General features: G+C 70.2%; 22 protein-coding genes, 1 tRNA gene and 1 pseudogene. 10 read left to right on the forward strand and 14 right to left on the reverse strand.

Annotation, left to right across the window (positions count from 1 at the left end; translation table 11 throughout):
* Positions 1–60 precede the first annotated feature (60 nt).
* Genes JDV09_RS14710 through JDV09_RS14720 form a run of 3 tightly spaced genes read left to right on the forward strand, consistent with a single transcriptional unit; the run spans position 61 to position 2,982 of the window.
* Positions 61–657, forward strand: a complete 597-nt coding sequence (locus tag JDV09_RS14710) for a TetR/AcrR family transcriptional regulator (RefSeq protein WP_221369876.1) — start codon at positions 61–63, stop codon at positions 655–657.
* Between the two features lie 37 nt (positions 658–694).
* Positions 695–1,144 (forward strand): SRPBCC family protein, encoded by a 450-nt coding sequence (locus tag JDV09_RS14715; RefSeq protein WP_221369877.1) that lies wholly within the window; start codon positions 695–697, stop codon positions 1,142–1,144.
* The gene (locus tag JDV09_RS14720) at positions 1,141–2,982 is read left to right on the forward strand and encodes a sulfatase-like hydrolase/transferase (protein ID WP_221369878.1); all 1,842 of its coding nucleotides are present in this window, start codon (positions 1,141–1,143) and stop codon (positions 2,980–2,982) included. Before JDV09_RS14715 ends, JDV09_RS14720 begins: the two co-directional genes overlap by 4 nt.
* 31 nt (positions 2,983–3,013) lie before the next feature.
* Here JDV09_RS14720 and JDV09_RS14725 read toward each other — a convergent pair whose 3' ends face one another.
* On the reverse strand, positions 3,014–4,276 hold the full coding sequence (locus tag JDV09_RS14725; RefSeq protein WP_221369879.1) for an amidohydrolase family protein: 1,263 nt from the start codon (positions 4,274–4,276) through the stop codon (positions 3,014–3,016).
* A 36-nt stretch (positions 4,277–4,312) separates the two neighbouring features.
* Here JDV09_RS14725 and JDV09_RS14730 point away from each other — a divergent pair, with 36 nt between their 5' ends.
* Positions 4,313–5,176, forward strand: coding sequence for an AraC family transcriptional regulator (locus tag JDV09_RS14730; RefSeq protein WP_221369880.1), 864 nt, complete (start codon positions 4,313–4,315; stop codon positions 5,174–5,176).
* A 71-nt stretch (positions 5,177–5,247) separates the two neighbouring features.
* On the opposite strand, the gene JDV09_RS14735 is transcribed toward JDV09_RS14730, so the two are convergent.
* Both JDV09_RS14735 and JDV09_RS14740 read right to left on the reverse strand, forming a co-directional pair.
* Positions 5,248–6,228, reverse strand: coding sequence for a hypothetical protein (locus JDV09_RS14735; RefSeq protein ID WP_221369881.1), 981 nt, complete (start codon positions 6,226–6,228; stop codon positions 5,248–5,250).
* 74 nt (positions 6,229–6,302) lie between these two features.
* Positions 6,303–6,385: transfer RNA gene (locus JDV09_RS14740), tRNA-Leu, on the reverse strand.
* 313 nt (positions 6,386–6,698) lie between these two features.
* On the opposite strand from JDV09_RS14740, the gene JDV09_RS14745 reads away from it, so the two are divergent.
* From JDV09_RS14745 to JDV09_RS14760, 4 genes and pseudogenes are all read left to right on the forward strand, one after another.
* Entirely contained in the window at positions 6,699–7,250 is a 552-nt protein-coding gene (locus JDV09_RS14745; protein WP_255605379.1) for a hypothetical protein, read from the forward strand.
* The gene (locus JDV09_RS14750) at positions 7,231–7,611 is read left to right on the forward strand and encodes a hypothetical protein (protein ID WP_221369883.1); all 381 of its coding nucleotides are present in this window, start codon (positions 7,231–7,233) and stop codon (positions 7,609–7,611) included. Before JDV09_RS14745 ends, JDV09_RS14750 begins: the two co-directional genes overlap by 20 nt.
* 13 nt (positions 7,612–7,624) lie before the next feature.
* Complete coding sequence (locus tag JDV09_RS14755; RefSeq protein ID WP_221369884.1) at positions 7,625–7,969, forward strand: DUF3817 domain-containing protein; 345 nt, start codon at positions 7,625–7,627, stop codon at positions 7,967–7,969.
* A 50-nt stretch (positions 7,970–8,019) separates the two neighbouring features.
* A pseudogene (locus tag JDV09_RS14760) lies at positions 8,020–9,147 on the forward strand (acyltransferase family protein); the annotation flags it as partial.
* A 5-nt stretch (positions 9,148–9,152) separates the two neighbouring features.
* Here the strand turns inward: JDV09_RS14760 and rdgB are convergent.
* The 11 genes from rdgB to clpS are packed head-to-tail and all read right to left on the reverse strand — an operon-like array spanning position 9,153 to position 16,667.
* The gene (rdgB, locus tag JDV09_RS14765; protein WP_372452922.1) at positions 9,153–9,767 is read right to left on the reverse strand and encodes an RdgB/HAM1 family non-canonical purine NTP pyrophosphatase; all 615 of its coding nucleotides are present in this window, start codon (positions 9,765–9,767) and stop codon (positions 9,153–9,155) included.
* 5 nt (positions 9,768–9,772) lie between these two features.
* A complete protein-coding gene (rph, locus tag JDV09_RS14770) occupies positions 9,773–10,555 on the reverse strand; it encodes a ribonuclease PH (RefSeq protein ID WP_221369885.1) in 783 nt (260 codons plus the stop codon).
* A 41-nt stretch (positions 10,556–10,596) separates the two neighbouring features.
* Positions 10,597–11,382: a cyclic nucleotide-degrading phosphodiesterase gene (locus JDV09_RS14775; protein WP_221369886.1), complete on the reverse strand. Its 786-nt coding sequence runs from the start codon at positions 11,380–11,382 to the stop codon at positions 10,597–10,599.
* Between the two features lie 58 nt (positions 11,383–11,440).
* Positions 11,441–12,286: a glutamate racemase gene (gene murI / locus JDV09_RS14780; RefSeq protein ID WP_221369887.1), complete on the reverse strand. Its 846-nt coding sequence runs from the start codon at positions 12,284–12,286 to the stop codon at positions 11,441–11,443.
* Positions 12,283–12,966, reverse strand: coding sequence for a rhomboid family intramembrane serine protease (locus JDV09_RS14785; RefSeq protein WP_221369888.1), 684 nt, complete (start codon positions 12,964–12,966; stop codon positions 12,283–12,285). Before JDV09_RS14785 ends, murI begins: the two co-directional genes overlap by 4 nt.
* Positions 12,957–13,919: a PLP-dependent cysteine synthase family protein gene (locus tag JDV09_RS14790; RefSeq protein ID WP_221369889.1), complete on the reverse strand. Its 963-nt coding sequence runs from the start codon at positions 13,917–13,919 to the stop codon at positions 12,957–12,959. The genes JDV09_RS14785 and JDV09_RS14790 overlap by 10 nt, the downstream gene beginning before the upstream one ends.
* A 10-nt stretch (positions 13,920–13,929) precedes the next feature.
* Entirely contained in the window at positions 13,930–14,238 is a 309-nt protein-coding gene (locus JDV09_RS14795) for a MoaD/ThiS family protein (protein ID WP_221369890.1), read from the reverse strand.
* 28 nt (positions 14,239–14,266) lie between these two features.
* Entirely contained in the window at positions 14,267–14,680 is a 414-nt protein-coding gene (locus JDV09_RS14800) for a M67 family metallopeptidase (protein ID WP_221369891.1), read from the reverse strand.
* Positions 14,681–14,690: 10 nt separating this feature from the next.
* The gene (locus tag JDV09_RS14805) at positions 14,691–15,728 is read right to left on the reverse strand and encodes a P1 family peptidase (RefSeq protein ID WP_221369892.1); all 1,038 of its coding nucleotides are present in this window, start codon (positions 15,726–15,728) and stop codon (positions 14,691–14,693) included.
* Positions 15,729–15,759: 31 nt separating this feature from the next.
* Complete coding sequence (gene aosR / locus JDV09_RS14810; RefSeq protein ID WP_221369927.1) at positions 15,760–16,344, reverse strand: oxidative stress transcriptional regulator AosR; 585 nt, start codon at positions 16,342–16,344, stop codon at positions 15,760–15,762.
* Between the two features lie 8 nt (positions 16,345–16,352).
* Positions 16,353–16,667 (reverse strand): ATP-dependent Clp protease adapter ClpS, encoded by a 315-nt coding sequence (gene clpS / locus JDV09_RS14815; RefSeq protein WP_221369893.1) that lies wholly within the window; start codon positions 16,665–16,667, stop codon positions 16,353–16,355.
* Between clpS and JDV09_RS14820 the strand changes: the two genes are divergently transcribed.
* Both JDV09_RS14820 and JDV09_RS14825 read left to right on the forward strand, forming a co-directional pair.
* Entirely contained in the window at positions 16,666–18,069 is a 1,404-nt protein-coding gene (locus JDV09_RS14820; RefSeq protein ID WP_221369894.1) for a nicotinate phosphoribosyltransferase, read from the forward strand. The two genes, clpS and JDV09_RS14820, sit on opposite strands and share 2 nt — an antisense overlap.
* A gap of 7 nt (positions 18,070–18,076) precedes the next feature.
* Positions 18,077–20,113: an ATP-dependent DNA helicase gene (locus JDV09_RS14825; RefSeq protein ID WP_221369895.1), complete on the forward strand. Its 2,037-nt coding sequence runs from the start codon at positions 18,077–18,079 to the stop codon at positions 20,111–20,113.
* The last annotated feature ends 43 nt before the right edge of the window (positions 20,114–20,156 follow it).

Below are 20,156 nucleotides of genomic sequence, written 5' to 3' on the forward strand. Positions count from 1 at the left end.
CTGACCCTCCGATGCCGACAAACGAGACGCAACGTCTCGTCTTGTGGCAGGCTACGGGCGATGGCCCAGCGTGTAAAGCCCGATCCGGCCGGGGTCGGCGTGCCGCGCCGGCGCAGCGAGAAGTCCCGGATGGCGATCGTCGCCGCGACCAGGAATCTGCTGCTGGAAGGCGGTTTCGACAAGCTCACCATCGAGGCGGTCGCCGCCCGCGCGGGGGTCGGAAAACAGACCATCTACCGCTGGTGGCCGAGCCGGCACGCACTGGTCGCCGACGTGATCCTGGAGGACGCCGACAAGATCCTGCGCCCGATCGTGGCGACCGACGACCTCACCGCCGACGTCTGCGCGTGGGCGGTGAATCTGGCCGCTGCCCTGACGACGATGCGTGGCAACGCCATGCTGTGCATCCTCACCATCGCCGGGGTGGAACACCCCGACACCTCGGCCCGGCTGCAGGCCGGCTTCCGCGCGCCGCTACACGCCACGGTGCACAACCGGCTGCTGGCCGCCGGCTTCGGCGCCGAGGCGGCACAGAACGCGTCCGACGCGATCGTCGGCGGCATCGTCTACGCCATCCTCGGCGAAGGCCGTTCGTTTCCGCGCGACCGCGCCGAATCCATCGCCAGGACGGTGCTCGCGGGTATCGCGGCGGATTGACCTGGCGGTCCGGCGCACGACCGAGTTGGATGGGGGCATGGTCGAGGTCAGCCGCTCCCGCACCGTGGACGCCGGGCCCGAGGCGATCTGGGCCGTGCTGGCCGATTTCGGGTCGCTGAGCGAATGGGCCGACGACATCGACCACTCCAGCCTGCTGCATGAGACCGACCCCGCCCACCCGATCGGCACGACACGGCGCATCCAGGTCGGCCGCGACACCCTGCTCGAGACGATCGTCGAGTTCGACCCGCCGCACTCGCTGGCCTACGACATCACCGGACTACCCCGCCGGGTCAGCGCGTCGAACCGCTGGACCCTGCATCCCGACGCGGGCGGCCGCACCACCGTGACGCTGACCAGCACGGTCGCCGTCGCGGCCGGGCCGATCGGCCCGATCGCCGAGCGCGCCGTCGCCCGGCTGATGGCCAAACGCTCCGACGGGCTGCTGACATCGCTGTCCTCGACCCCGGGAGGAACCACCGGATGACCTCGCACCGGCCCGACATCGTCATCGTCATGACCGACGAGGAGCGGGCAACCCCGCCGTACGAGAGCGGCCCGGTGCTGCTTTGGCGCGAGCAGACCCTGAGCGGCCGCAAGTGGTTCGACGAACACGGGATCAGCTTCACCCGCCACTACACCGGTTCGCTGGCCTGCGTACCGAGCCGGCCCACGATCTTCACCGGCCAGTACCCCGACCTGCACGGGGTCACCCAGACCGACGGAATCGGCAAGGCCTTCGACGACTCCCGGCTGCGCTGGTTGCGCCGCGGCGAGGTGCCTACGCTGGGCAACTGGTTTCGCGCGGCGGGCTATGACACCCATTACGACGGCAAGTGGCACATCTCCCACGCCGATCTGACCGACCCGGCCACCGGCGCCTCGCTGGACACCAACGACGAACGGGGGATGGTCGACCCCGATGCCGTGCAGCGCTACCTGCAAGCCGATCCTCTTGGCCCGTACGGCTTCTCGGGCTGGGTCGGCCCCGAGCCGCACGGCGCCAAACTGTCCGACGCCGGGATCCGCCGCGACCCGCTGATCGCCGAGCGGGTCGTCGCATGGCTCGAGGACCGTTACGCACGGCGCCGTGCCCGCGACCCCGCTGCGCTGCGCCCGTTCCTGCTGGTCGCCAGCTTCGTCAACCCGCACGACATCGTGCTGTTCCCGGCCTGGTCGCGACGCAGTCCGCTGTCCGCCTCGCCGCTGGACCCGCCGGCCGTCCCGCCGGCGCCGACGGCCGACGAAGACCTGTCCACCAAGCCCGCCGCCCAGATCGCGTTCCGGGAGGCCTACTACTCCGGCTACGGCCCGGCCCGGGTCATCGAACGGGCCTACCGGCGCGACGCCCAGCGCTACCGCGACCTGTACTACCGGTTGCACGCCGAGGTGGACACCCCCATCGACCGGGTGCGTCGCGCGGTCACCGAGGGTGGATCGGGCATCGGCCCCGACGACACCGTGCTGGTGCGCACCGCCGATCACGGCGATCTCCTCGGCGCCCACGGCGGGCTACATCAGAAGTGGTTCAACCTGTACGACGAGGCCACCCGGGTGCCGTTCGTCATCGCCAGGGTCGGCCGCTCCGCGACCACGGCACGCTCGGTGTCGGCGCCCACCTCGCACGTCGACCTGGTCCCGACGCTGCTGTCGGCGGCCGGCGTCGACGTCGACACGACCGCCGCGGTGCTGGCCGAGACCTTCTCCGAGGTGCATCCCCTGCCGGGGCGTGACCTGATGCCCGTGGTGGACGGCGCACCGGCCGACGAGGACCGCCCGGTATACCTGATGACCCGCGACAACATGCTCGAAGGCGACACCGGGGCGTCGGGAATCGCCCGCGCGCTGAAGCTGACGTCGAATGTTCCCGCACCGCTGCGGATTCGCGTCCCCGCGCACACGGCGGCGAACTTCGAGGGCCTGGTGGTGCGCGTCGACGACGCCAGCGCACCGGGCGGCGCGGGACACCTGTGGAAGCTGGTGCGCTCCTTCGACGACCCGGCCACCTGGACCGAACCGGGGGTGCGCCACCTCGCCGCCGACGGGCTCGGCGGCCCGATGTACCGCAGCGACCCACTCGACGACCAGTGGGAGCTCTACGACCTCACCGACGATCCGATCGAGGCACGCAACCGCTGGACCGATCCGCAGCTGCACGAGCTGCGGACCCATCTGCGCACACAACTCAAACACGCTCGCGCGGAGTCGATTCCCGAACGCAACCGGCCCTGGCCCTACGCCCGCCGCACGCCACCCCGACACACCCAACGGTGGTCACCGATGGCCGCGGTGCGCGCGCTGCTGCCGGACCGGTCGCCGCGCTGAAAGCGCGCCGCGACACCCGCCGCGCGGGCGATCAGGCCCGCGCGAACTGCTTCTCGTTGTAGAGCCGCGCCCACTCCGCACGCGGGCGGATCGACACGTCGACATCGGTGGCCTTGGCGCGAAGGGCGCCTGCCGTAGCTTGTTCCCGCGGCGTCAGCTTGAACGGATCCCAGCTGAAGAACCGGCAGGAGTTCTGCCAGGTGATCTTGTTGATGTCGGAATCGTCGGCGCCCGCGGCGTTCAGCTCGGCGAGCACCTGCTCGGGGGCATCCGGCCAGAAGCAGTCCGAGTGCGGGTAGTCGCACTCCCAGGCGATGATGTCGATACCGATCTCGTGGCGCAGCTTCAGCGAGGTCTTGTCGGTGACGTAGCAGGCCAGCGAGTGCTCGCGGAACACGTCGCTGGGCAGCTTGTCGCCGAAGTCGCGGCGCAGCCACTTCTGGTTGGTGTAGTGCCGGTCGCTGCGGTCGAGGTAGAACGGGATCCAGCCGATGCCGCCCTCGGAGAACGCGAACTTCAGGTCCGGGTAGTTGCGCATCGCCGGGCCCCACAGCAGGTCCTGGGCGCACATCGCCGACACCTGGGTGGCCAGGATGATCATGTTGTCGATCGGCGCGTTCGGCGCCATCGAGATCGCGCCGAAGCCCGTCCCGATGTGCAGGCACATCACCACGTTCTCCTCCGAGAGCGTGGTGAACACCGGCCCCCAGTAGTCCTCGTCGTGGTAGCTGGGCAGACCCTCCAGGTGCGGCAGTTCGGGCATGGTCACCGCGCGGCAGCCCTTGGCGGCGACGCGGCGGATCTCGGCGCACATGGCCTCGGGGTTCCACGTCGGCAGGATCGCGATCGGGATGAACCGGTCCGGGTAGCTGCCGGCCCACTCGTCGATGTGCCAGTCGTTGTAGGCCGCCACCATCACCAGCGTCGCCTCTTCGCGATGCATGTTCAGGTGCCGCGCCGAGAACCCGGTGAACGTCGGAAAGCACATCGAGGCCAGGATGCCGTTGCGGTTCATGTCGCGCACCCGCTCGTGCACGTCGTACACGCCCGGGCGCATCTCGGCGAAGCCGGCGGGGTCGCGGCCCCACTCCTCGGCCGGCCAGGAGACCACGGCGTTGAGTCCGCTGACCCCCTGCGGCCTGCCCTGGTACATCCACTGATCGACGCCCTTGTCGTCGGTCACGACGATCGGCGCCTCCTCCTTGTACTTGGCCGGGACGTGCCGCAGGAACATGTCCGGCGGCTCGACGACGTGGTCGTCGATGCTCACCAGGATCAGGTCTTCAGGGCTCATGCTTGCGCTCATACTCAAGTAGTACCGTGTGATCCCATGACCGTCTCTGCATCTTCGGACAGAGTATTGTCCGAACCGGCCAACTTGGCTCCGGAGGGGGCCCGGCGGGTCATCGAACTGCGCCGCGGCGGGCAGGCGCTGGCCGGCAGCTACCTGTACGAGGGTGATGCGCTGATCACCGGATGGCACTCCCACGAGGTGCACCAGGTCGAGTACGCGCTGCACGGGGTGGTCGAGGTCGAGACCGATTCCGCGCACCATCTGCTGCCGCCCCAGCAGGCCGCCTGGATACCGGCCGGCCTGGAACACCAGGCGGTGATGAACCCCGACGTCAAGACGGTGGCGGTGATGTTCGACCGATCGCTGATCCCCGATGGCGACGGCCGGGCCCGCATCCTGGCGGTGTCCCCGCTGATCCGCGAGATGATGATCTACGGCCTGCGGTGGCCGATCGACCGCCGGCCGGGCACCGCCGAGGACGAGAGCGTGTCCGACGGGTTCTTCCGCACCCTGGCCGCGCTGGTGCGCGAGGCACTCGACCACGAGGCCCCGCTGAGCCTGCCGACCTCGGACAACCCGATCGTGGCCGCCGCGATGGACTACACCAAGCGACACCTCGACACGGTCACCTGCGAGGAGGTCAGCCGCGCGGTGGCGGTGTCGGAGCGCACGCTGCGGCGGCTGTTCGCCGACACCCTGGGGCTGTCGTGGCGGACCTATCTGCTGCACGCCCGGATGCTGCGGGCAATGGCGCTGCTGGCGGCGCCGCGCCAGACCGTGCAGGAAACCGCGACCGCCGTGGGCTTCGACAGCGTCAGCTCGTTCACCCGGGCGTTCGCGCAGTTCTGCGGCGAAACCCCGTCGGCCTACCGCCGGCGGGTCAGCGAAACGCCGGACTGAGGATCCTCGGCGGATCGGCCCTGCTCACCAACGAGCTGCCCAACCCGTATTCGCTTTCCTTGCAGCAGATCTCACGCGGCCTCGGCGAAACGCAGAGCCGTGCAGGCCGCGGCGAATCTCCCCCACTCGTCCGCATTCGGTCTGACGAGCCCGGCGAGGACGGCGTCGTCAGGCACCGGGAAGCCGGGCGCGATCCTGCGCAGCCTCTCGGCGAGCTCCAGGGCGTCCGACGCGGGGCTGTCCCACCCGCACCCGAAGATCCGTTGGCGCAGCGACTGCTCGGCCTCATCGACGACGGCTCGCCAATTCAACGGCGGGATGCGCAAGCCGTCCACACACCGGGCGACCTGCTGCTCGTAGCGGTCTTCCCAGAATTCGAAATTCCACCCATGCCAGATCTCCGCTAGCCGGTCGAGAACCGCCGACCCGTCGGCCGTCCACCACACCCCGACAGTCTTGCTGGACGGATCCACATGGACCCCGCGGGCCGGAATCGCCTTGAGCGCGACCTTCCTCCTTCCCCGACCCGGTAGAGCATCGAGGAACGCGGGCCCGTAAGCCTCCGGGTGGTGGTAGTCGACCAAGGGCCAGAGTCGCACGGCACCGTCGCGGGCGACGACCGAGACCAACTGGCACGGCGAATACCGGTCCGAAGTGACGACGGCGGTCGGCTCGCCATCGAGCGCTGGCGGGCAGTCATGCCCCACGTACGCCGCCAGTTCCCGGGTGCCGCCGTACGCCCACACCACCTCAAACCCCGACCAGACATCGGCGAGCACCGCCATCAGCGCACGCCGGTGCGGCGGACCGTCGATCAATTCGTCACCGAAGAACAGCAGCCGGTGGCGGTCCAGGTCTATGACCGCACCGCTGGACTCCGGCGCGATCCAGTCGAAATCGCGGTCGTCGGACCGCCAAAACGTCTGGATATGCCGATGTGCGAGGTCTGGACCACCGATCAGCATGTCGAGGATCCGCCGCCCCGCCCAATGCCAGTCGTACGCGCGCCAGTCGCCGTTCTCGACGACGATGACTTCTCCCCAGTTCTTCATGCCGGCCTCCTGTCGCGGACACACCGCGCGGCGTGTCTCTCGGGCCGAGCATGCAAGCAGGGTCTGACATCGAGTGCGCGAGGGGGGACTCGAACCCCCACGCCCATAGGGCAATGGAACCTAAATCCATCTCGTCTGCCAGTTCCGACACTCGCGCAGGCCCGCCGATCTTAGCGCGGCGCGGTGCCAGATCTGTCGGAGCTCATCCGTACGTTGCTGTCAACACCCCGCGAAAGGGTTTCAGCATGAGATCCAAGGAAGAGTTCGACACGGTTCGACAGCTCATAGTCGAAGGCGTGAACGACTGCGAGATAGCAAGACGGACAGGCATTCCACGAAAGACGGTGTGGCAATGGCGTCGCGCACCGGGAACCCGGTACCGCGCGCGGAGGGGCTCGTCGAGGTGTGGTGTCGAACATGACTTCACTGCTATCCCAGCCGCACCGTACGCTTACCTGCTCGGCCTCTACTTGGGCGATGGCTACATCTCACGTGGAAGTCGCAGCTACAAACTCCGCGTCACGTGTGACAAGCGCTACCCGTCGATCATCGATCGTTGTCGCGAAGCCATCGATGCGCTCTTCCCAAGACAGCGCGCCGCCGTCTACTGGCGGAAATCCGGCTGTGCAGATGTCTACCTGTGCTCCAACCACTGGCCCTGCCTGCTTCCTCAACACGGGCCGGGCCGCAAGCACCACCGCCGTATCGCGCTGGAGCCGTGGCAGCAGGCCATCGTCGAGCGCGAGACCGAGGAGTTCGTCCGCGGTCTGATCCACAGCGACGGGTGCCGCGTCGTCGCCAACGACCGCGGTGTCCGCAGCGTGAGATACCACTTCAGCAATCGGTCGGAGGACATCATCGGCCTGTTCACCGGCGCCCTCGATCTTCTGGGCATCACGTGGCGGCGGTCGGACGGGCACACCGTGTCCATCTACCGCAAGGCCGCGACGGCCCGGATGGACGAGTTCATCGGGCCCAAGGACCGCGCGGTACCGTTGAACGGTGTCCACTACGCGGCGTAGGAGGCCGGCGCTCATCCTGTTGGTGATCGTCGCCGCCGGCGGCTGCCTCGGGCTGGCCTGGTGGCAGTGGACGCGTTTCGAGTCGACGTCGGGTGATTTCCAGAACCTCGGCTATGCGCTGCAGTGGCCGATGTTCGCCGTGTTCTGCGTCTACGCCTACTACAAGTTCGTCCGCTACGAGGAGGCGCCACCGCCGGCGCCCTCGGAGGAAACCGCCACCGAGATCCCGGCCGGGCTGCTTCCCGAACGGCCCGGACCCGCCGCCCGCGCCGAGGCCGACCCGGCGCTGCGGGAGTACAACGCCTACCTCGCCGAGCTCGCCCGGGCCGACGACGATGACACCAGACTCCAGCGAGAATGACAGGATCCGGTACGTGACCGCACCCGACTCCCCCGCACCCACCGCCCCCGTCGAGACGATCCGCAAGGCCCTGACCGGCTACCGGGTGATGGCCTGGGCGACCGGCATATGGCTGATCGCCCTGTGCTACGAGATGGTGATGAAGTACGCCTTCAACGACGATTCGCTGGGCTGGATCGCGATCGTGCACGGCTGGGTGTACTTCGTGTACCTGCTGTTCACCGCGAACCTCGCGGTGAAGGTCCGCTGGCCGATCGGTAAGACCGTCGGCGTGCTGCTGGCCGGGACCATTCCGCTGGTCGGCATCATCGTCGAACACTTCCAGACGCAGAGCATCAGGGAGCAGTTCGGGCTCTAGCGTCCGCGCGACGACCGGTCGCCACCATTTACTTAGCTACACTCGGCGATATGGCAGCCAGCCTCGGCGAGCGCTGCGGCGCCGCCCCGGCCGGCAGCCACGTCGCCACCCCCGCCCGCGATCCCGCCCTCACCGGGATGCGCGCCGTCGCCGCGCTCCTGGTGGTCGTGACCCACGCGGCGTTCGCCACCGGTCAGCTCACCCACGGATACCTCGGGTCGGTGTACGCCCGGCTGGAGATCGGGGTCGCGATCTTCTTCGTGCTGTCGGGATTCCTGCTGTTCGGCCCGTGGGTACGGGCGGCCGCCGCCGGGACGGCGCCGCCCGGCCTGTCCCGATACTCCCGTCACCGGGTGCGCCGGATCCTGCCCGCATACCTGATCACCGTCGTCGCGACGTTCGAGATCTACACCGTGTTCACTCCCGGGCCGAACCCGGGCCAGACCTGGTACGGCCTGCTGCGCTACCTGACGTTCACCCAGATCTACAGCAGCGATTACCTGTCCACGCTGCTGCATCCGGGGCTGTCGCAGATGTGGAGCATGGCCGTCGAGGTGGCGTTCTACGCCGTCCTGCCGGGACTGGCCTGGCTGCTGCTGCGCGTGCTGTGCCGCGACCGCTGGCAGCCCGCCCGGGCGCTGGCCGGGATCGCCGCGCTGGCCGCGGTCACCCCGGTGTGGCTGATGGTGCTCAACACCACCGGCCTGCTGCCGAACTCGGCCGGCATGTGGCTGCCCGCGCATCTGGCCTGGTTCGCCGGCGGCATGGCGCTGGCCGTGCTGCACACGCAGGGGGCACGGTGCCGGGCCGCGTTCGCGGTGCCGGCCGCGGTCGCGGTCTTCCTGGTGGTGTCCTCACCGGTGGGCGGTACGTTGTTCGGGCCCGACCCGGTGTGGGCGCCGGCCACGAAATCCCTGGGCTACGCCGTCGCCGCGACGCTCGCCGTGGCGCCGCTGGCGCTGGGTGAGCGCGGCCGGTACCGCGCGCTGATGTCGAGTCGGCCGCTGGTCTGGCTCGGCGGGATCTCCTACGAGATCTTCCTGGTCCACGTCGTGATGATGGCGCTGGCCATGTATGCCGTGCTCGGCTGGCCGCTGTTCACCGGGTCGCTGCCCGGGCTGATCGTCGCCACCCTGGCCCTGACGATTCCCGCCGCGTGGGTGCTACACGCGGTGACGCATCGTCACCACGATGCCAGCTCCCGCAACGCGGGAAGCAGCAGGGTCAACGCCCGGCCCCGGTGCGAGGCGGCGTCCTTCTCGGCGGGGCTGAGCTCGGCGGCGGTCCTCGCCGAGCCGGTGGGCACGAACACCGGGTCGTAGCCGAACCCGCCGTCACCGCGGGGGGCCCGCGCGATGCTGCCCGTCCACTCCCCGCGCACCACCACGGCGTCGGACTCGGCCGGACCGTGCACCAGCGCGCAGGCCGACACGAATGCCGCCCCGCGCCGTTCGTCAGGCACGTCGCCGAGCTGGCCCAGCAGCAGCGCCGTGTTGGCGGCGTCGTCACCGTGGCGTCCCGACCATCGCGCGCTGAGCACACCCGGCATCCCGTTGAGGGCGTCCACGGCCAGCCCGGAGTCATCGGCCACCGTGGGCAGCCCGGTCGCGGTGAACGCATCGCGCGCCTTGGCCAGCGCATTCTCCTCGAATGTCGCGCCGGTCTCGGGCGGCTCGGGGAACGGCGGCACGTCGTCGAGCGACAGCAGCGTCAGCCCCGACACCCCGGCCGTCTCGAGCACCCGCTGCAGTTCGGCCAGCTTCTTGCGGTTGCGTGAGGCCACCAGCAACCGGGACATCCCGGTCAGCTTCCGAACGCCTTCTTGGCCGGCTCGTTGGACACCGGCAGCTCGCCCGGATAGGGCAGCTCGAGTGCCTGGCGCTGGACCGCGAACAGCTGATCGCACGCCACCATCGCCGCGTCGAGCATCTTGTCCAGGGTCGAGCGCGGGAACGTGGCGCCCTCACCGGTGCCCTGGATCTCGACCAGCGTTCCGGTGTCGGTGGCCACGACGTTCATGTCGACCTCCGCGCGGGAATCCTCGCTGTAGGGCAGGTCGACGCGGATGCGGCCGTCGACGACACCGACGCTGACCGCCGCGATCGCACAAGACAGCGGACGCGGATCCGACAGCCGGCCGGCCGCCGACAGGTAGGTCACCGCATCGGCCAGCGCGACATAGGCACCGGTGATCGCGGCGGTGCGGGTACCGCCGTCGGCCTGCAGCACGTCGCAGTCGATCGCGATGGTGTTCTCCCCGAGCGCGCCCAGATCGATGCAGGCCCGCAGCGACCGGCCGACCAGCCGGCTGATCTCCTGGGTGCGGCCGCCGACCCGGCCCTTGACCGACTCCCGGTCGGAGCGTTCGTGGGTGGCGGCCGGCAGCATCGCGTACTCCGCGGTCAACCAGCCCTGTCCGGAGCCCTTACGCCAGCGCGGCACACCCTCGGTCACGCTGGCCGTGCACATGACCCGGGTCTCGCCGAACGCCACCAGCACCGACCCGGCGGGGTGGGAGGTGAATCCGCGGGTGATGGTGACGGGTCGCAGTTCGTCGTCGAGCCGGCCGTCTTCTCGTCTGGACACGGGCCAACACTATCCGGTCGGCCGGAGACGTCCGGCCGCGGTCAGCCCCGTCGGGACGACCGGCCGACGTCGAACGACTCGTTACACACCACGGCCTGCACCGGGCCGTCGAACTCGGCCTTCGCCTCGCTGATGACGTCCTCGCGCGACGTCCACGGCGGGATGTGGGTCAGCAGCAGCTCCGAGACACCGGCGCGGGCGGCGATCCGGCCCGCCTCGGTACCCGAAAGGTGCAGCCGTGGCGGGCGCGACGGCGAATGCGTCCACGACGCCTCGCAGAGGAAGACGTCGGCGTCCCGGGCGAGGTCGATCAACGCATCGCAGTATCCGCTGTCGCCGCTGTAGACCAGCGTGCCGCCGGACCGGTCGGTGATCCGCATGCCGTAGGACTCGCAGGGGTGGGCCACCAGTCGCGGCTCCACCGACAGCGAACCGATCTCTACGGGCTGGCCGTCACGCCAATGTCTGAGCTCGAAGATGTCGGTGCAGTCGTCGATCTCCCCGCCCTCCGGCGACGACGCCGCACCCAGCCGCTCCCATGTGCTGGCCGGCCCGTAGATCACCCCCCGCTCGGGGGCCGGCGTCGGGTGGTAGCGCCGCCAGACGAACAGGCCGGGCATGTCCAGGCAGTGGTCCGCATGCAGGTGCGACAACAGCACGTGCACCGAGTTGGGATCGGCGTGGCGCTGAAGCGCACCGAGCACACCGCCGCCGAAATCGAGGACCAGGGGTGGCGTGTCGGGGGCAGTCAGCAGGTAGCCCGACGCCGGCGAATCAGGGCCGACCACGGAGCCGGAGCAACCCAGGACGGTGATTCGCACGTTCACTAGCTTGCCATGCCCGCCGAGAACGTGGCCAAAACATCGCCGCTTTGCGCGACGAACATCATGTTCCCGCGCCGACGTGACGCCGCACCCGGCGCACACCGTCCAGCGACGGGCCGAGGAACCGGGCCGCCAGCGCGGTGAACGCCTCCGGGTCCCCGGTCGCCTCGAAGGCCCGCAGGGGTGCGGCTGCGGCGCCGCCCCCGTCGGCCGGATGCGGTGCCAGCAGATCGTTCTCGGTGAGCACCCGCAGCAGGTCCTTGGCGGTCTCCTCGGCGCTGGACACCAACGTCACGTGGTCACCCATCGCCAGCTGGATCAACCCCGACAGCATCGGGTAGTGGGTGCAGCCGAGCACCAGCGTGTCGACCTCTGCACGCTGCAACGGCTCCAGGTAGCCCTCCGCGAGGCCGAGCACCTGCCTGCCACTGGTCACGCCGCGCTCGACGAAGTCCACGAACCGCGGGCAGGCCGCCGAGAACACCTCGATGTCCTGCGCCGCGGCGAACGCGTCCTGGTAGGCGCCGGACGCGATGGTGGCCTCGGTTCCGATGACGCCGATGCGGCCGCTGCGGGTGGTGGCGACCGCGCGCCGCACCGCGGGCAGGATCACCTCCACCACCGGGACCGGCGCGTAGCGTTCCCTGGCGTCGCTCAGACACGCCGACGATGCCGTGTTGCACGCGATCACCAGCGCCTTCACCCCGCGCCCGGCCAGGTCGTCGCCGATCGCCAGCGCGTGCCCACGGATCTCGGGGACCGTCAGCGGTCCGTACGGGCCGTTGCCGGTGTCGCCGACGTAGATGATGCCCTCGTCGGGCAGCTGGTCGATCACCGCCCGCGCGACGGTCAGTCCGCCGACTCCGGAATCGAAGATCCCGATCGGGCGTGCCGCGTCCTCGGTCATGTGCTCAGCGAAGGCGGTCCGACCGGGCGCCGCAACGCGCGCGCCTTGCGCTCGGGACCGGACAGCAGGTACGCCGCGAGCACCCCGGCCAGCGCTCCGCTGAGATGGCCCTGCCAGGACACGCCCAGCGTCCCGGGCAGCACGCCGAGCAGGATGCTGCCGTAGATGAACAACACCACGACCCCGACGACGATCTCCCAGACCTTGCGGGTGAAGAACCCGAACACGATCAGGAACGTCAGCCATCCGAAGATCAGCCCGGAGGCGCCGATGTGGTTGGTCTCGACGACCACACCTTGATAGGTCGGCGCCCCGATGTCGCCGATCAGCCAGGTGCCCAGGCCGCCGAGGACCCAGATGATCGCGGTCGCGAAGATGAACCGGGACAGCCCGGCCAGCGTCATCAGAAAGCCGAGCACCAACGCCGGCCCGGTGTTGGCGATCAGATGTTCCCAGTTGGAGTGCAGCAACGGGGCGAACAGGATGCCGGTCAGTCCGTCGGTCTCCAGCGGGCGGATGCCGTTGCTGTCCAGACGGTGTCCGGTCAGCGAGTCGATCAACTCGATGAGCCACAGCAGGACCACGAACGACACGATGGTGAGCCCGCCGACCACCCACGCGGGGCGCTTTTCCGGCTGCCCCTGCGGGCCGGATTGCCCACCGGTGCCCGTCATGCCCATAGCTGCCCTTCCAGCGCGTCCTCCGCGTCATCCAGGCTACCGGTGTACGCACCGGTCGACAGATACTTCCAACCGGCGTCGGCGACCACGAACGCGATGTCGGCGCGCTCACCGGCCTTGACCGCCTTGGCCGCCATCCCGAGAGCGGCGTGCAGCACCGCGCCGGTGGAGATGCCGGCGAAGATGCCCTCCACCTGGACCAGCTCGCGGGTGCGTTTGACCGCGTCGTAGGAGCCCACGGAGAAGCGGGTGGTCAGCACGCCCTCGTCGTAGAGCTCGGGGATGAACCCCTCGTCGAGGTTGCGCAGCGCGTAGACACCCTCGCCGTAGCGCGGTTCGGCGGCGACGATCTGGATGTCCGGCACGTGCTCGCGCAGGTACCGGCCGGTGCCCATCAGCGTGCCGGTGGTGCCGAGACCGGCCACGAAATGCGTGATCTCGGGCAGATCGGCCAGCAGCTCGGGCCCGGTTCCGTGATAGTGCGCCAAGGTGTTCGCCGGGTTGCCGTACTGGTAGAGCATCACCCACGAGGGGTGTTCGGCGGCAAGCTCCTTGGCGCGCGCGACGGCGGTGTTGGAGCCGCCTTCGGCGGGCGAGAAGATGATGCGCGCGCCGTAGAGCTCGAGCAGCTGCCGCCGTTCGATCGAGGTGTTCTCGGGCATCACGCAGACCATCCGGTAACCCTTCAGCAGCGCGGCCATCGCCAGCGAGATACCGGTGTTTCCGCTGGTCGGCTCCAGGATCGTGCACCCGGGGTGCAGCAGGCCGGCGCGTTCGGCGTCCTCGATCATGCGTAGCGCGGGCCGGTCCTTGATGGATCCGGTCGGGTTGCGGTCCTCCAGCTTGGCCCACAGCCGCACGTGCGGGGTGTCGTTCCACGCCGGAGACAGCCGCTGCAGACCGACCAGCGGGGTGTCGCCCAGCGCTTCGAGTAGCGAGTCGTACCGCGTCATCGGGACGTTCTCAGCCTCCGGCCACGGCGGCAGAATCGTCGCCTCCGGCAACCGCGGGCAGGATCGTCACCGAGTCCCCGTCGGAGATCTCGGTGGCCAGCCCACCGGAGAACCGCACGTCCTCGTCGTTGACGTAGATGTTGACGAAGCGCTGCAGCTTGCCCGGGTTGGCGGGGTCGACCAGCCGCTCGGAGATGCCCGAGTAGTTGGCCTCCAGATCGGCGATCACCGCCTGCAGGGTGTCCCCGGAGGCGCTGACCCGCTTCTCGCCCCCGGTGTGGGTGCGCAGGATGGTCGGGATCGACACAGAGACGGGCATTGATCGGGCTCCTTCTTCACGCTCTCGGTCAGTACTGCTCGACGATGCTGACTGGCTCTTCGGTCACGACGCCGCCCGCGATCCGATAGCTGCGCAGTTCGTGCCGGTCGGGGTCGCGGGTGGACACCAGGACGTAGTGCGCATCGGGTTCGGCGGCGTAGGAGATGTCGGTGCGGCTCGGATAGGCCTCGGTGGCGGTGTGCGAGTGGTAGATCACCACCGCGGCCTCGTCGGCCTCGTCCATCGCCCGCCACACCTTCAGCTGCTCGGCGGAGTCGAACCGGTAGAAGGTGGGCGACCGCTCGGCGTTGACCATCGCGATGAACCGTTCTGGGCGATCGGAGCCGTCCGGACCCGCGATGATGCCGCACGCCTCGTCGGGATGGTCGGCCCGCGCGTGCGCCACCATCGCATCGACCAGGTCGGCCCGGATCGTCAGCACGGTGCCTCTTTCACGTGCTCCCTTTCGTCTCGAACGCTCCCGGCAACAGGCCACGGTAGGTGGGTATTCCAGCGACCGGCTCAGCGGCCAGAACTCCGACCAGCACCGCGCGGGCCAGGCAGTCCGCCGCCGCGGCACCCACCTGCATGATCAGCGGCACCTCCGGTGACATCGACGCAGGCGTCGTGGGGTCCGGCATCACCTCGACCGCGCCGGTGGCCAGTGCGAACACCGTATCGCCATCGAGGGGGGTGTGACACGGCCGGATGGTGCGCGCCAGGCCGTCGTGGGCGGCCACCGCCACCCGCCGGCACCCCGCGGGGCTCAGCGCCGCGTCGGTGGCGACGACCGCGATGGTGGTGTTCAGCGGGCTGAGCTCACCGTGCCGATCGGCGTAGCCGGCCAGCTGACCGGCGGGCGGGGCCGCCAGGCCGAACTCCTCGATCTGGTAGGCCAGCCAGGGCAGCCCGGTGCCTGGGTCGACGACGTCGCCCGCGGAGTTGACCACCACCAGCGCACCCACCGTGACGCCGCAGTCCAGCGTCACCGACGCCGTTCCGACACCTCCCTTGAGCACCCCGGCGCGCGCACCCACACCGGCCCCGACGGTGCCGATCCCCACGTCGGCACCCGCCGCGGCGGCGGCCTGATAGCCGAACCCGGCGTCGGGCCGGCACGCCCAACCGCCGACCGGCAGGTCGAAGATCACCGCGGCGGGAACGATCGGGACCACTCCGCCCTCGAGCGCGACGCCGCGCTGCTGCTCCTCGAGCCAGGTCATCACGCCGTCGGCCGCCGCCAGGCCGAAGGCGCTGCCGCCGGTGAGCACCACGGCGTCGACGTGGCGCACCGAATTGCTCGGGTCCAGCAGGTCGGTCTCCCGGGTCCCGGGGGCGCCGCCACGACCGTCGACCGCCCCCACCGTTCCGGGCGGGGCCAGCACCACGGTGGTACCGGTCGCCCAGCCCGAACCGAGTTCGGCGTCCGGGTCGAGCCGCTGATGGTGACCGACGTGGATACCACCCACGTCGGTGATGGCGCCGCTCACCGCCGACCCCCCGGTATGCGGGCACTCATCGTCAGCGCGACCTGCCCATCAGGCTGAGCACCAGGTACTCCTGGAGAACGGTCAGCCATTGGTAGACGTCCAGATGCCCGGCCATCGGGTCGTCGCCGGGCAACCGGTCGGGACCGTTGGCGCCGATGTCGAGCATGGTGCCGAGGGCGAGCCGGACGTCGTTGACGGCGGCCACCCACGACTGCGCGTCGTCCTCGTCGAGCTCGAACTTTCCGCCGCCGGCCGGGACGGTGTCGAGCAGGCGTTGCGCCGCTTTCCGTTTCGCATCGATGATCTCGGGCTCGTGCAGGCTGCGCAGCGCGCCGTTGAGGCTCTCGGCAGCATCCGAACCCGCCGGGTGCCCGGTGGCCGACCGGTAGAAGTCCGGCAGCAGCCGCTTCATCGTATCGTCTTGTGGTGGAACGGAATTGCCGGTGCGCATCCCGGTGATCTCGGCCAGTTCGTCGACCGGCGCCGAGCGCTCGCGGTCGTCGAGCATTCCCAGCATCGAAGTGACCAGGCTGACCAGCAGTTCGGATTCGTGCGCGGCCAACGCCGACCTGAACCGCGGGCCGTCCGCGCCCTCGACCCGCTTCCACTTACGCACGGCGGTGGTCAGCGATCCTGCTGAAGGGTCGCCCACAGCCCCGCGGCGTGCAGCTTGGACACGTCGACCTCCATCGACTCCCGGGTACCCGCCGACACCACGGCCCTGCCCTCGTGGTGCACCTGCAGCATCAGTTCGGTCGCGCGCGTTTCGCTGTAGCCGAACAGCTTCTGGAACACATAGGTCACGTACGTCATCAGGTTGACGGGGTCGTCCCAGACGATGGTCACCCAGGGAGCATCGGCGGCGGCGTCCTCCTCGACGGCGGTGGCGACGCCGCGTTCTTCGCGGGTGCCCGGGCGGGCCTTCGCCGACGTGACCATGTGGCCCAGAATACCGGTGACATCGTGGCGCCCCGGAGGTGATCCGACCCGATACGGTTGCCCTGTGAATCCCTGGTCTCCGGGCCCGTCGGTGGCGTTGCTGACCGACAAGTACGAGCTGACGATGCTGGCCGCTGCGCTTCGCGACGGCAGCGCCCACCGGCGCGCCACCTTCGAGGTGTTCGCCCGACGCCTGCCGGAAGGCAGGCGCTACGGCATCACCGCCGGAACCGGCCGTTTCGTGGATGCGTTGCAGGAGTTCAGGTTCGACGACGCGGCGCTGAGTTCGCTGACCGACTTCCTGGACGACGCCACCCTGCAGTACCTGGCCGGATACCGGTTCAGCGGTGATATCGACGGCTACCCGGAGGGCGAACTGTACTTCCCGGGCTCCCCGGTTCTCTCGGTGCACGCGACCTTCGGCGAGGCCGTACTGCTGGAGACGCTGGCGCTGTCGATCTTGAACCACGACACCGCCATCGCCTCGGCGGCGGCGCGCATGGTCAGCGCCGCCGCCGGCCGGACGCTGATCGAGATGGGTTCGCGCCGGACCCACGAACGGGCCGCGGTGGCCGCCGCGCGCGCGGCCTACATCGCCGGTTTCACCGGGTCGTCCAACCTGGAGGCCCAGCGCAGCTACGGGGTGCCCGCCCTGGGTACCAGCGCGCACGCGTTCACGCTGCTGCACACCACCGCGGGTCACACCACCTCCGAGGCCGAACGAGCCGCCTTCCAGGCCCAGGTCGCCTCCCTGGGACCCGGCACCACGCTGCTGGTCGACACCTACGACATCACCACCGGCGTGGCCAACGCGGTGGCCGTGGCCGGTCCCGAGTTGGGTGCCGTGCGAATCGACTCCGGCGACCTGGGCGTGGTGACCCGCCAGGTCCGTGATCAGCTGGACGGCCTGGGTGCGACCGCCACCCGCATCGTGGTGTCGGGGGACCTCGACGAGTTCGCGATCGCCGCGCTGCGTGCCGAGCCGGTCGACATCTACGGGGTCGGCACGTCGGTGGTCACCGGGTCGGGGGCGCCGACGGCCAACATGGTCTACAAGCTGGTCGAGATCGACGGAATCCCCGTCGAGAAGCGCAGCAGCCACAAGGAGTCCCACGGCGGCCGCAAACAGGCCCACCGGCTGGCGCGGCAGACCGGCACGATCGTCGAGGAGGTCGTGCACCCGGCCGGCGATCCGCCGCCCGCGCCGGCCGACCTCGTCGCGCGGCCGTTGACGGTGCCGCTGGTGCGCGGCGGCGAGCCGGTCGGCGACCTCGACGTCGACGCGGCCCGCGACCGGGTCGCCGAAGGCCTGCACAGCCTGCCGTGGGACGGCCTCAAGCTGTCCAAGGGCGACCCCGCGATTCCGACCCGGATGGTCGGTCCCGTCCGCGGCGGGCGCTGAGGTCCCGATGGACGACGAGATCACCGAGCTGCTGGCCACCGCGGTCACGGCGCTCGGTGGGGCCGGCCGCGACGGCCAGATCGAGATGGCCGAGGCGGTGGCGCGGGCGTTCCGCAGTGGCGAGCACCTGGCCGTGCAGGCCGGTACCGGCACCGGTAAGTCGCTGGCCTATCTGGTGCCCGCGATCGCGCGGTCGCTGTCCGACGACCGGCCCGTCGTCGTCTCGACCGCGACGATCGCGTTGCAGCGCCAGCTGGTCGACCGCGACCTCCCCCGGCTGGCCGACTCGCTGGCTTCGAAGCTGCCCCGCCGACCGGAGTTCGCGCTGCTGAAGGGGCGCGGCAACTACCTGTGCCTGAACAAGGTCCACAACGGGTCCGGCAGCGGCCTCGACGAACCCGGAGATCGTCCGCAGGAGGAGTTGTTCGCCCCGACGGCGGTCAGCGCATTGGGCCGCGACGTGGCCCGGCTCACCGAGTGGTCGTCCTCGACACCGACCGGCGACCGCGACGAGCTGACCCCCGGCGTCGCCGACCGGTCCTGGGCACAGGTCAGCGTGTCGGCCCGGGAATGCATCGGGGTGTCGCGCTGCCCGTTCGGCACCGACTGCTTCGCCGAGCGCGCCCGCGAGCGGGCCGGGCGGGCCGACGTCGTGGTCACCAACCATGCACTGCTGGCCATCGATGCGATGGGTGACGCCAACGTGCTGCCCGAACACGACCTGCTCGTGGTCGACGAGGCGCACGAGCTGGCCGACCGGGTCACCGGTGTGGCGACCGCCGAACTGTCGGCCACCGCCCTGGGCATCGCGCAGCGGCGCGCCGCCCGGGTGGTCGCACCCGAGCTGGCGCAACGGCTGGATGCGGCGTCGGCCACGTTCTCGTCGGCCGTCTTCGACGCCCAGCCGGGCCGCATCGACGTGCTCGACCCCGAGCTGGCGACCTACCTGACCGCGCTGCGCGACGCGGCTGTCGCCGCACGCACCGCGATCGACACCGCGCCCAACGACCCGAAGACGGCGTCGGCGCGGGCCGAGGCGGCCACCGCGTTGATCGACGTCAGCGACACCGCCGCCCGGATCCTCGACTCGTTCGCACCCGCGATACCCGACCGCACCGACGTGGTGTGGCTCGAGCACACCGACGACGGCCGGTCGGGTACCCGTGTCGTGGTGCGGGTCGCCCCGCTGTCGGTGGCCGGGCTGTTGCGCTCCCGGCTGTTCGCCCAAACCACCACGGTGCTGACATCGGCCACGTTGACCATCGGCGGCAGCTTCGAGTCGATGGCCCGAGGCTGGGGGCTGACCGGCGTGGGGGACAGCGAGATCGCTTGGCGTGGAATCGATGTGGGCTCCCCGTTCGACCACGCCCGGTCGGGCATCCTCTACGTGGCCGCACACCTGCCGCCGCCGGGCCGGGGCGGGACGGCGGCCGCAGACGGCACCGTGGGCGGCTCCACCTCGGCCGAACAACTCGACGAGATCGAGTCGCTGATCACCGCCGCCGGCGGGCGCACGCTGGGCCTGTTCTCGTCCATGCGCGCCGCGAAGGCGGCCGCCGAGGAGATGCGCGAGCGGCTCGACACCCCGGTCCTCTGCCAGGGCGAGGACACCACCTCGGCGCTGGTGCGCCGATTCGCCGACGACGAGCCGACGTCGCTGTTCGGCACGCTGTCGCTGTGGCAGGGCGTCGACGTGCCCGGCCAGTCGCTGTCGCTGGTGCTGATCGACCGCATCCCGTTCCCGCGCCCGGACGACCCGCTGCTGACCGCACGCCAGCGGGCGGTCGCCGCCCGGGGCGGCAACGGGTTCATGGCGGTGGCCGCCAGCCACGCGGCCCTGCTGCTCGCCCAGGGCGCCGGCCGACTGCTGCGCCGGGTGGACGACCGCGGCGTGGTGGCGGTCCTGGACTCGCGGATGGCGACTGCCCGCTACGGCGGGTTCCTGCGCTCGTCACTGCCCCCGTTCTGGGCAACCACCGACGGTCCGGCGGTGCGCGCCGCCCTGCGGCGGCTGCGCGGCGGCGGTGAGCCGAACCCGGCGTGACGCACGCCCGGCAACCCGGCCGCGCACTATCCTGACAGCGGAC

Source organism: Mycolicibacterium xanthum (assembly GCF_019710635.1).
In the GTDB taxonomy this organism is placed as follows: domain Bacteria; phylum Actinomycetota; class Actinomycetes; order Mycobacteriales; family Mycobacteriaceae; genus Mycobacterium; species Mycobacterium xanthum.

Coding starts and splice junctions, on each gene's coding strand:
- JDV09_RS14710 (WP_221369876.1), top strand. CDS start 61: ATGGCCCAGCGTGTAAAGCCCGATCCGGCCGGGGTCGGCGTGCCGCGC.
- JDV09_RS14715 (WP_221369877.1), top strand. CDS start 695: ATGGTCGAGGTCAGCCGCTCCCGCACCGTGGACGCCGGGCCCGAGGCG.
- JDV09_RS14720 (WP_221369878.1), top strand. CDS start 1,141: ATGACCTCGCACCGGCCCGACATCGTCATCGTCATGACCGACGAGGAG.
- JDV09_RS14725 (WP_221369879.1), bottom strand. CDS start 4,276: ATGAGCCCTGAAGACCTGATCCTGGTGAGCATCGACGACCACGTCGTC.
- JDV09_RS14730 (WP_221369880.1), top strand. CDS start 4,313: ATGACCGTCTCTGCATCTTCGGACAGAGTATTGTCCGAACCGGCCAAC.
- JDV09_RS14735 (WP_221369881.1), bottom strand. CDS start 6,228: ATGAAGAACTGGGGAGAAGTCATCGTCGTCGAGAACGGCGACTGGCGC.
- rdgB (WP_372452922.1), bottom strand. CDS start 9,767: ATGTCCCGGTTGCTGGTGGCCTCACGCAACCGCAAGAAGCTGGCCGAA.
- murI (WP_221369887.1), bottom strand. CDS start 12,286: ATGACCGAGGACGCGGCACGCCCGATCGGGATCTTCGATTCCGGAGTC.
- JDV09_RS14785 (WP_221369888.1), bottom strand. CDS start 12,966: ATGGGCATGACGGGCACCGGTGGGCAATCCGGCCCGCAGGGGCAGCCG.
- JDV09_RS14790 (WP_221369889.1), bottom strand. CDS start 13,919: ATGACGCGGTACGACTCGCTACTCGAAGCGCTGGGCGACACCCCGCTG.
- JDV09_RS14795 (WP_221369890.1), bottom strand. CDS start 14,238: ATGCCCGTCTCTGTGTCGATCCCGACCATCCTGCGCACCCACACCGGG.
- JDV09_RS14820 (WP_221369894.1), top strand. CDS start 16,666: ATGTGGCCCAGAATACCGGTGACATCGTGGCGCCCCGGAGGTGATCCG.
- clpS (WP_221369893.1), bottom strand. CDS start 16,667: ATGGTCACGTCGGCGAAGGCCCGCCCGGGCACCCGCGAAGAACGCGGC.
- JDV09_RS14825 (WP_221369895.1), top strand. CDS start 18,077: ATGGACGACGAGATCACCGAGCTGCTGGCCACCGCGGTCACGGCGCTC.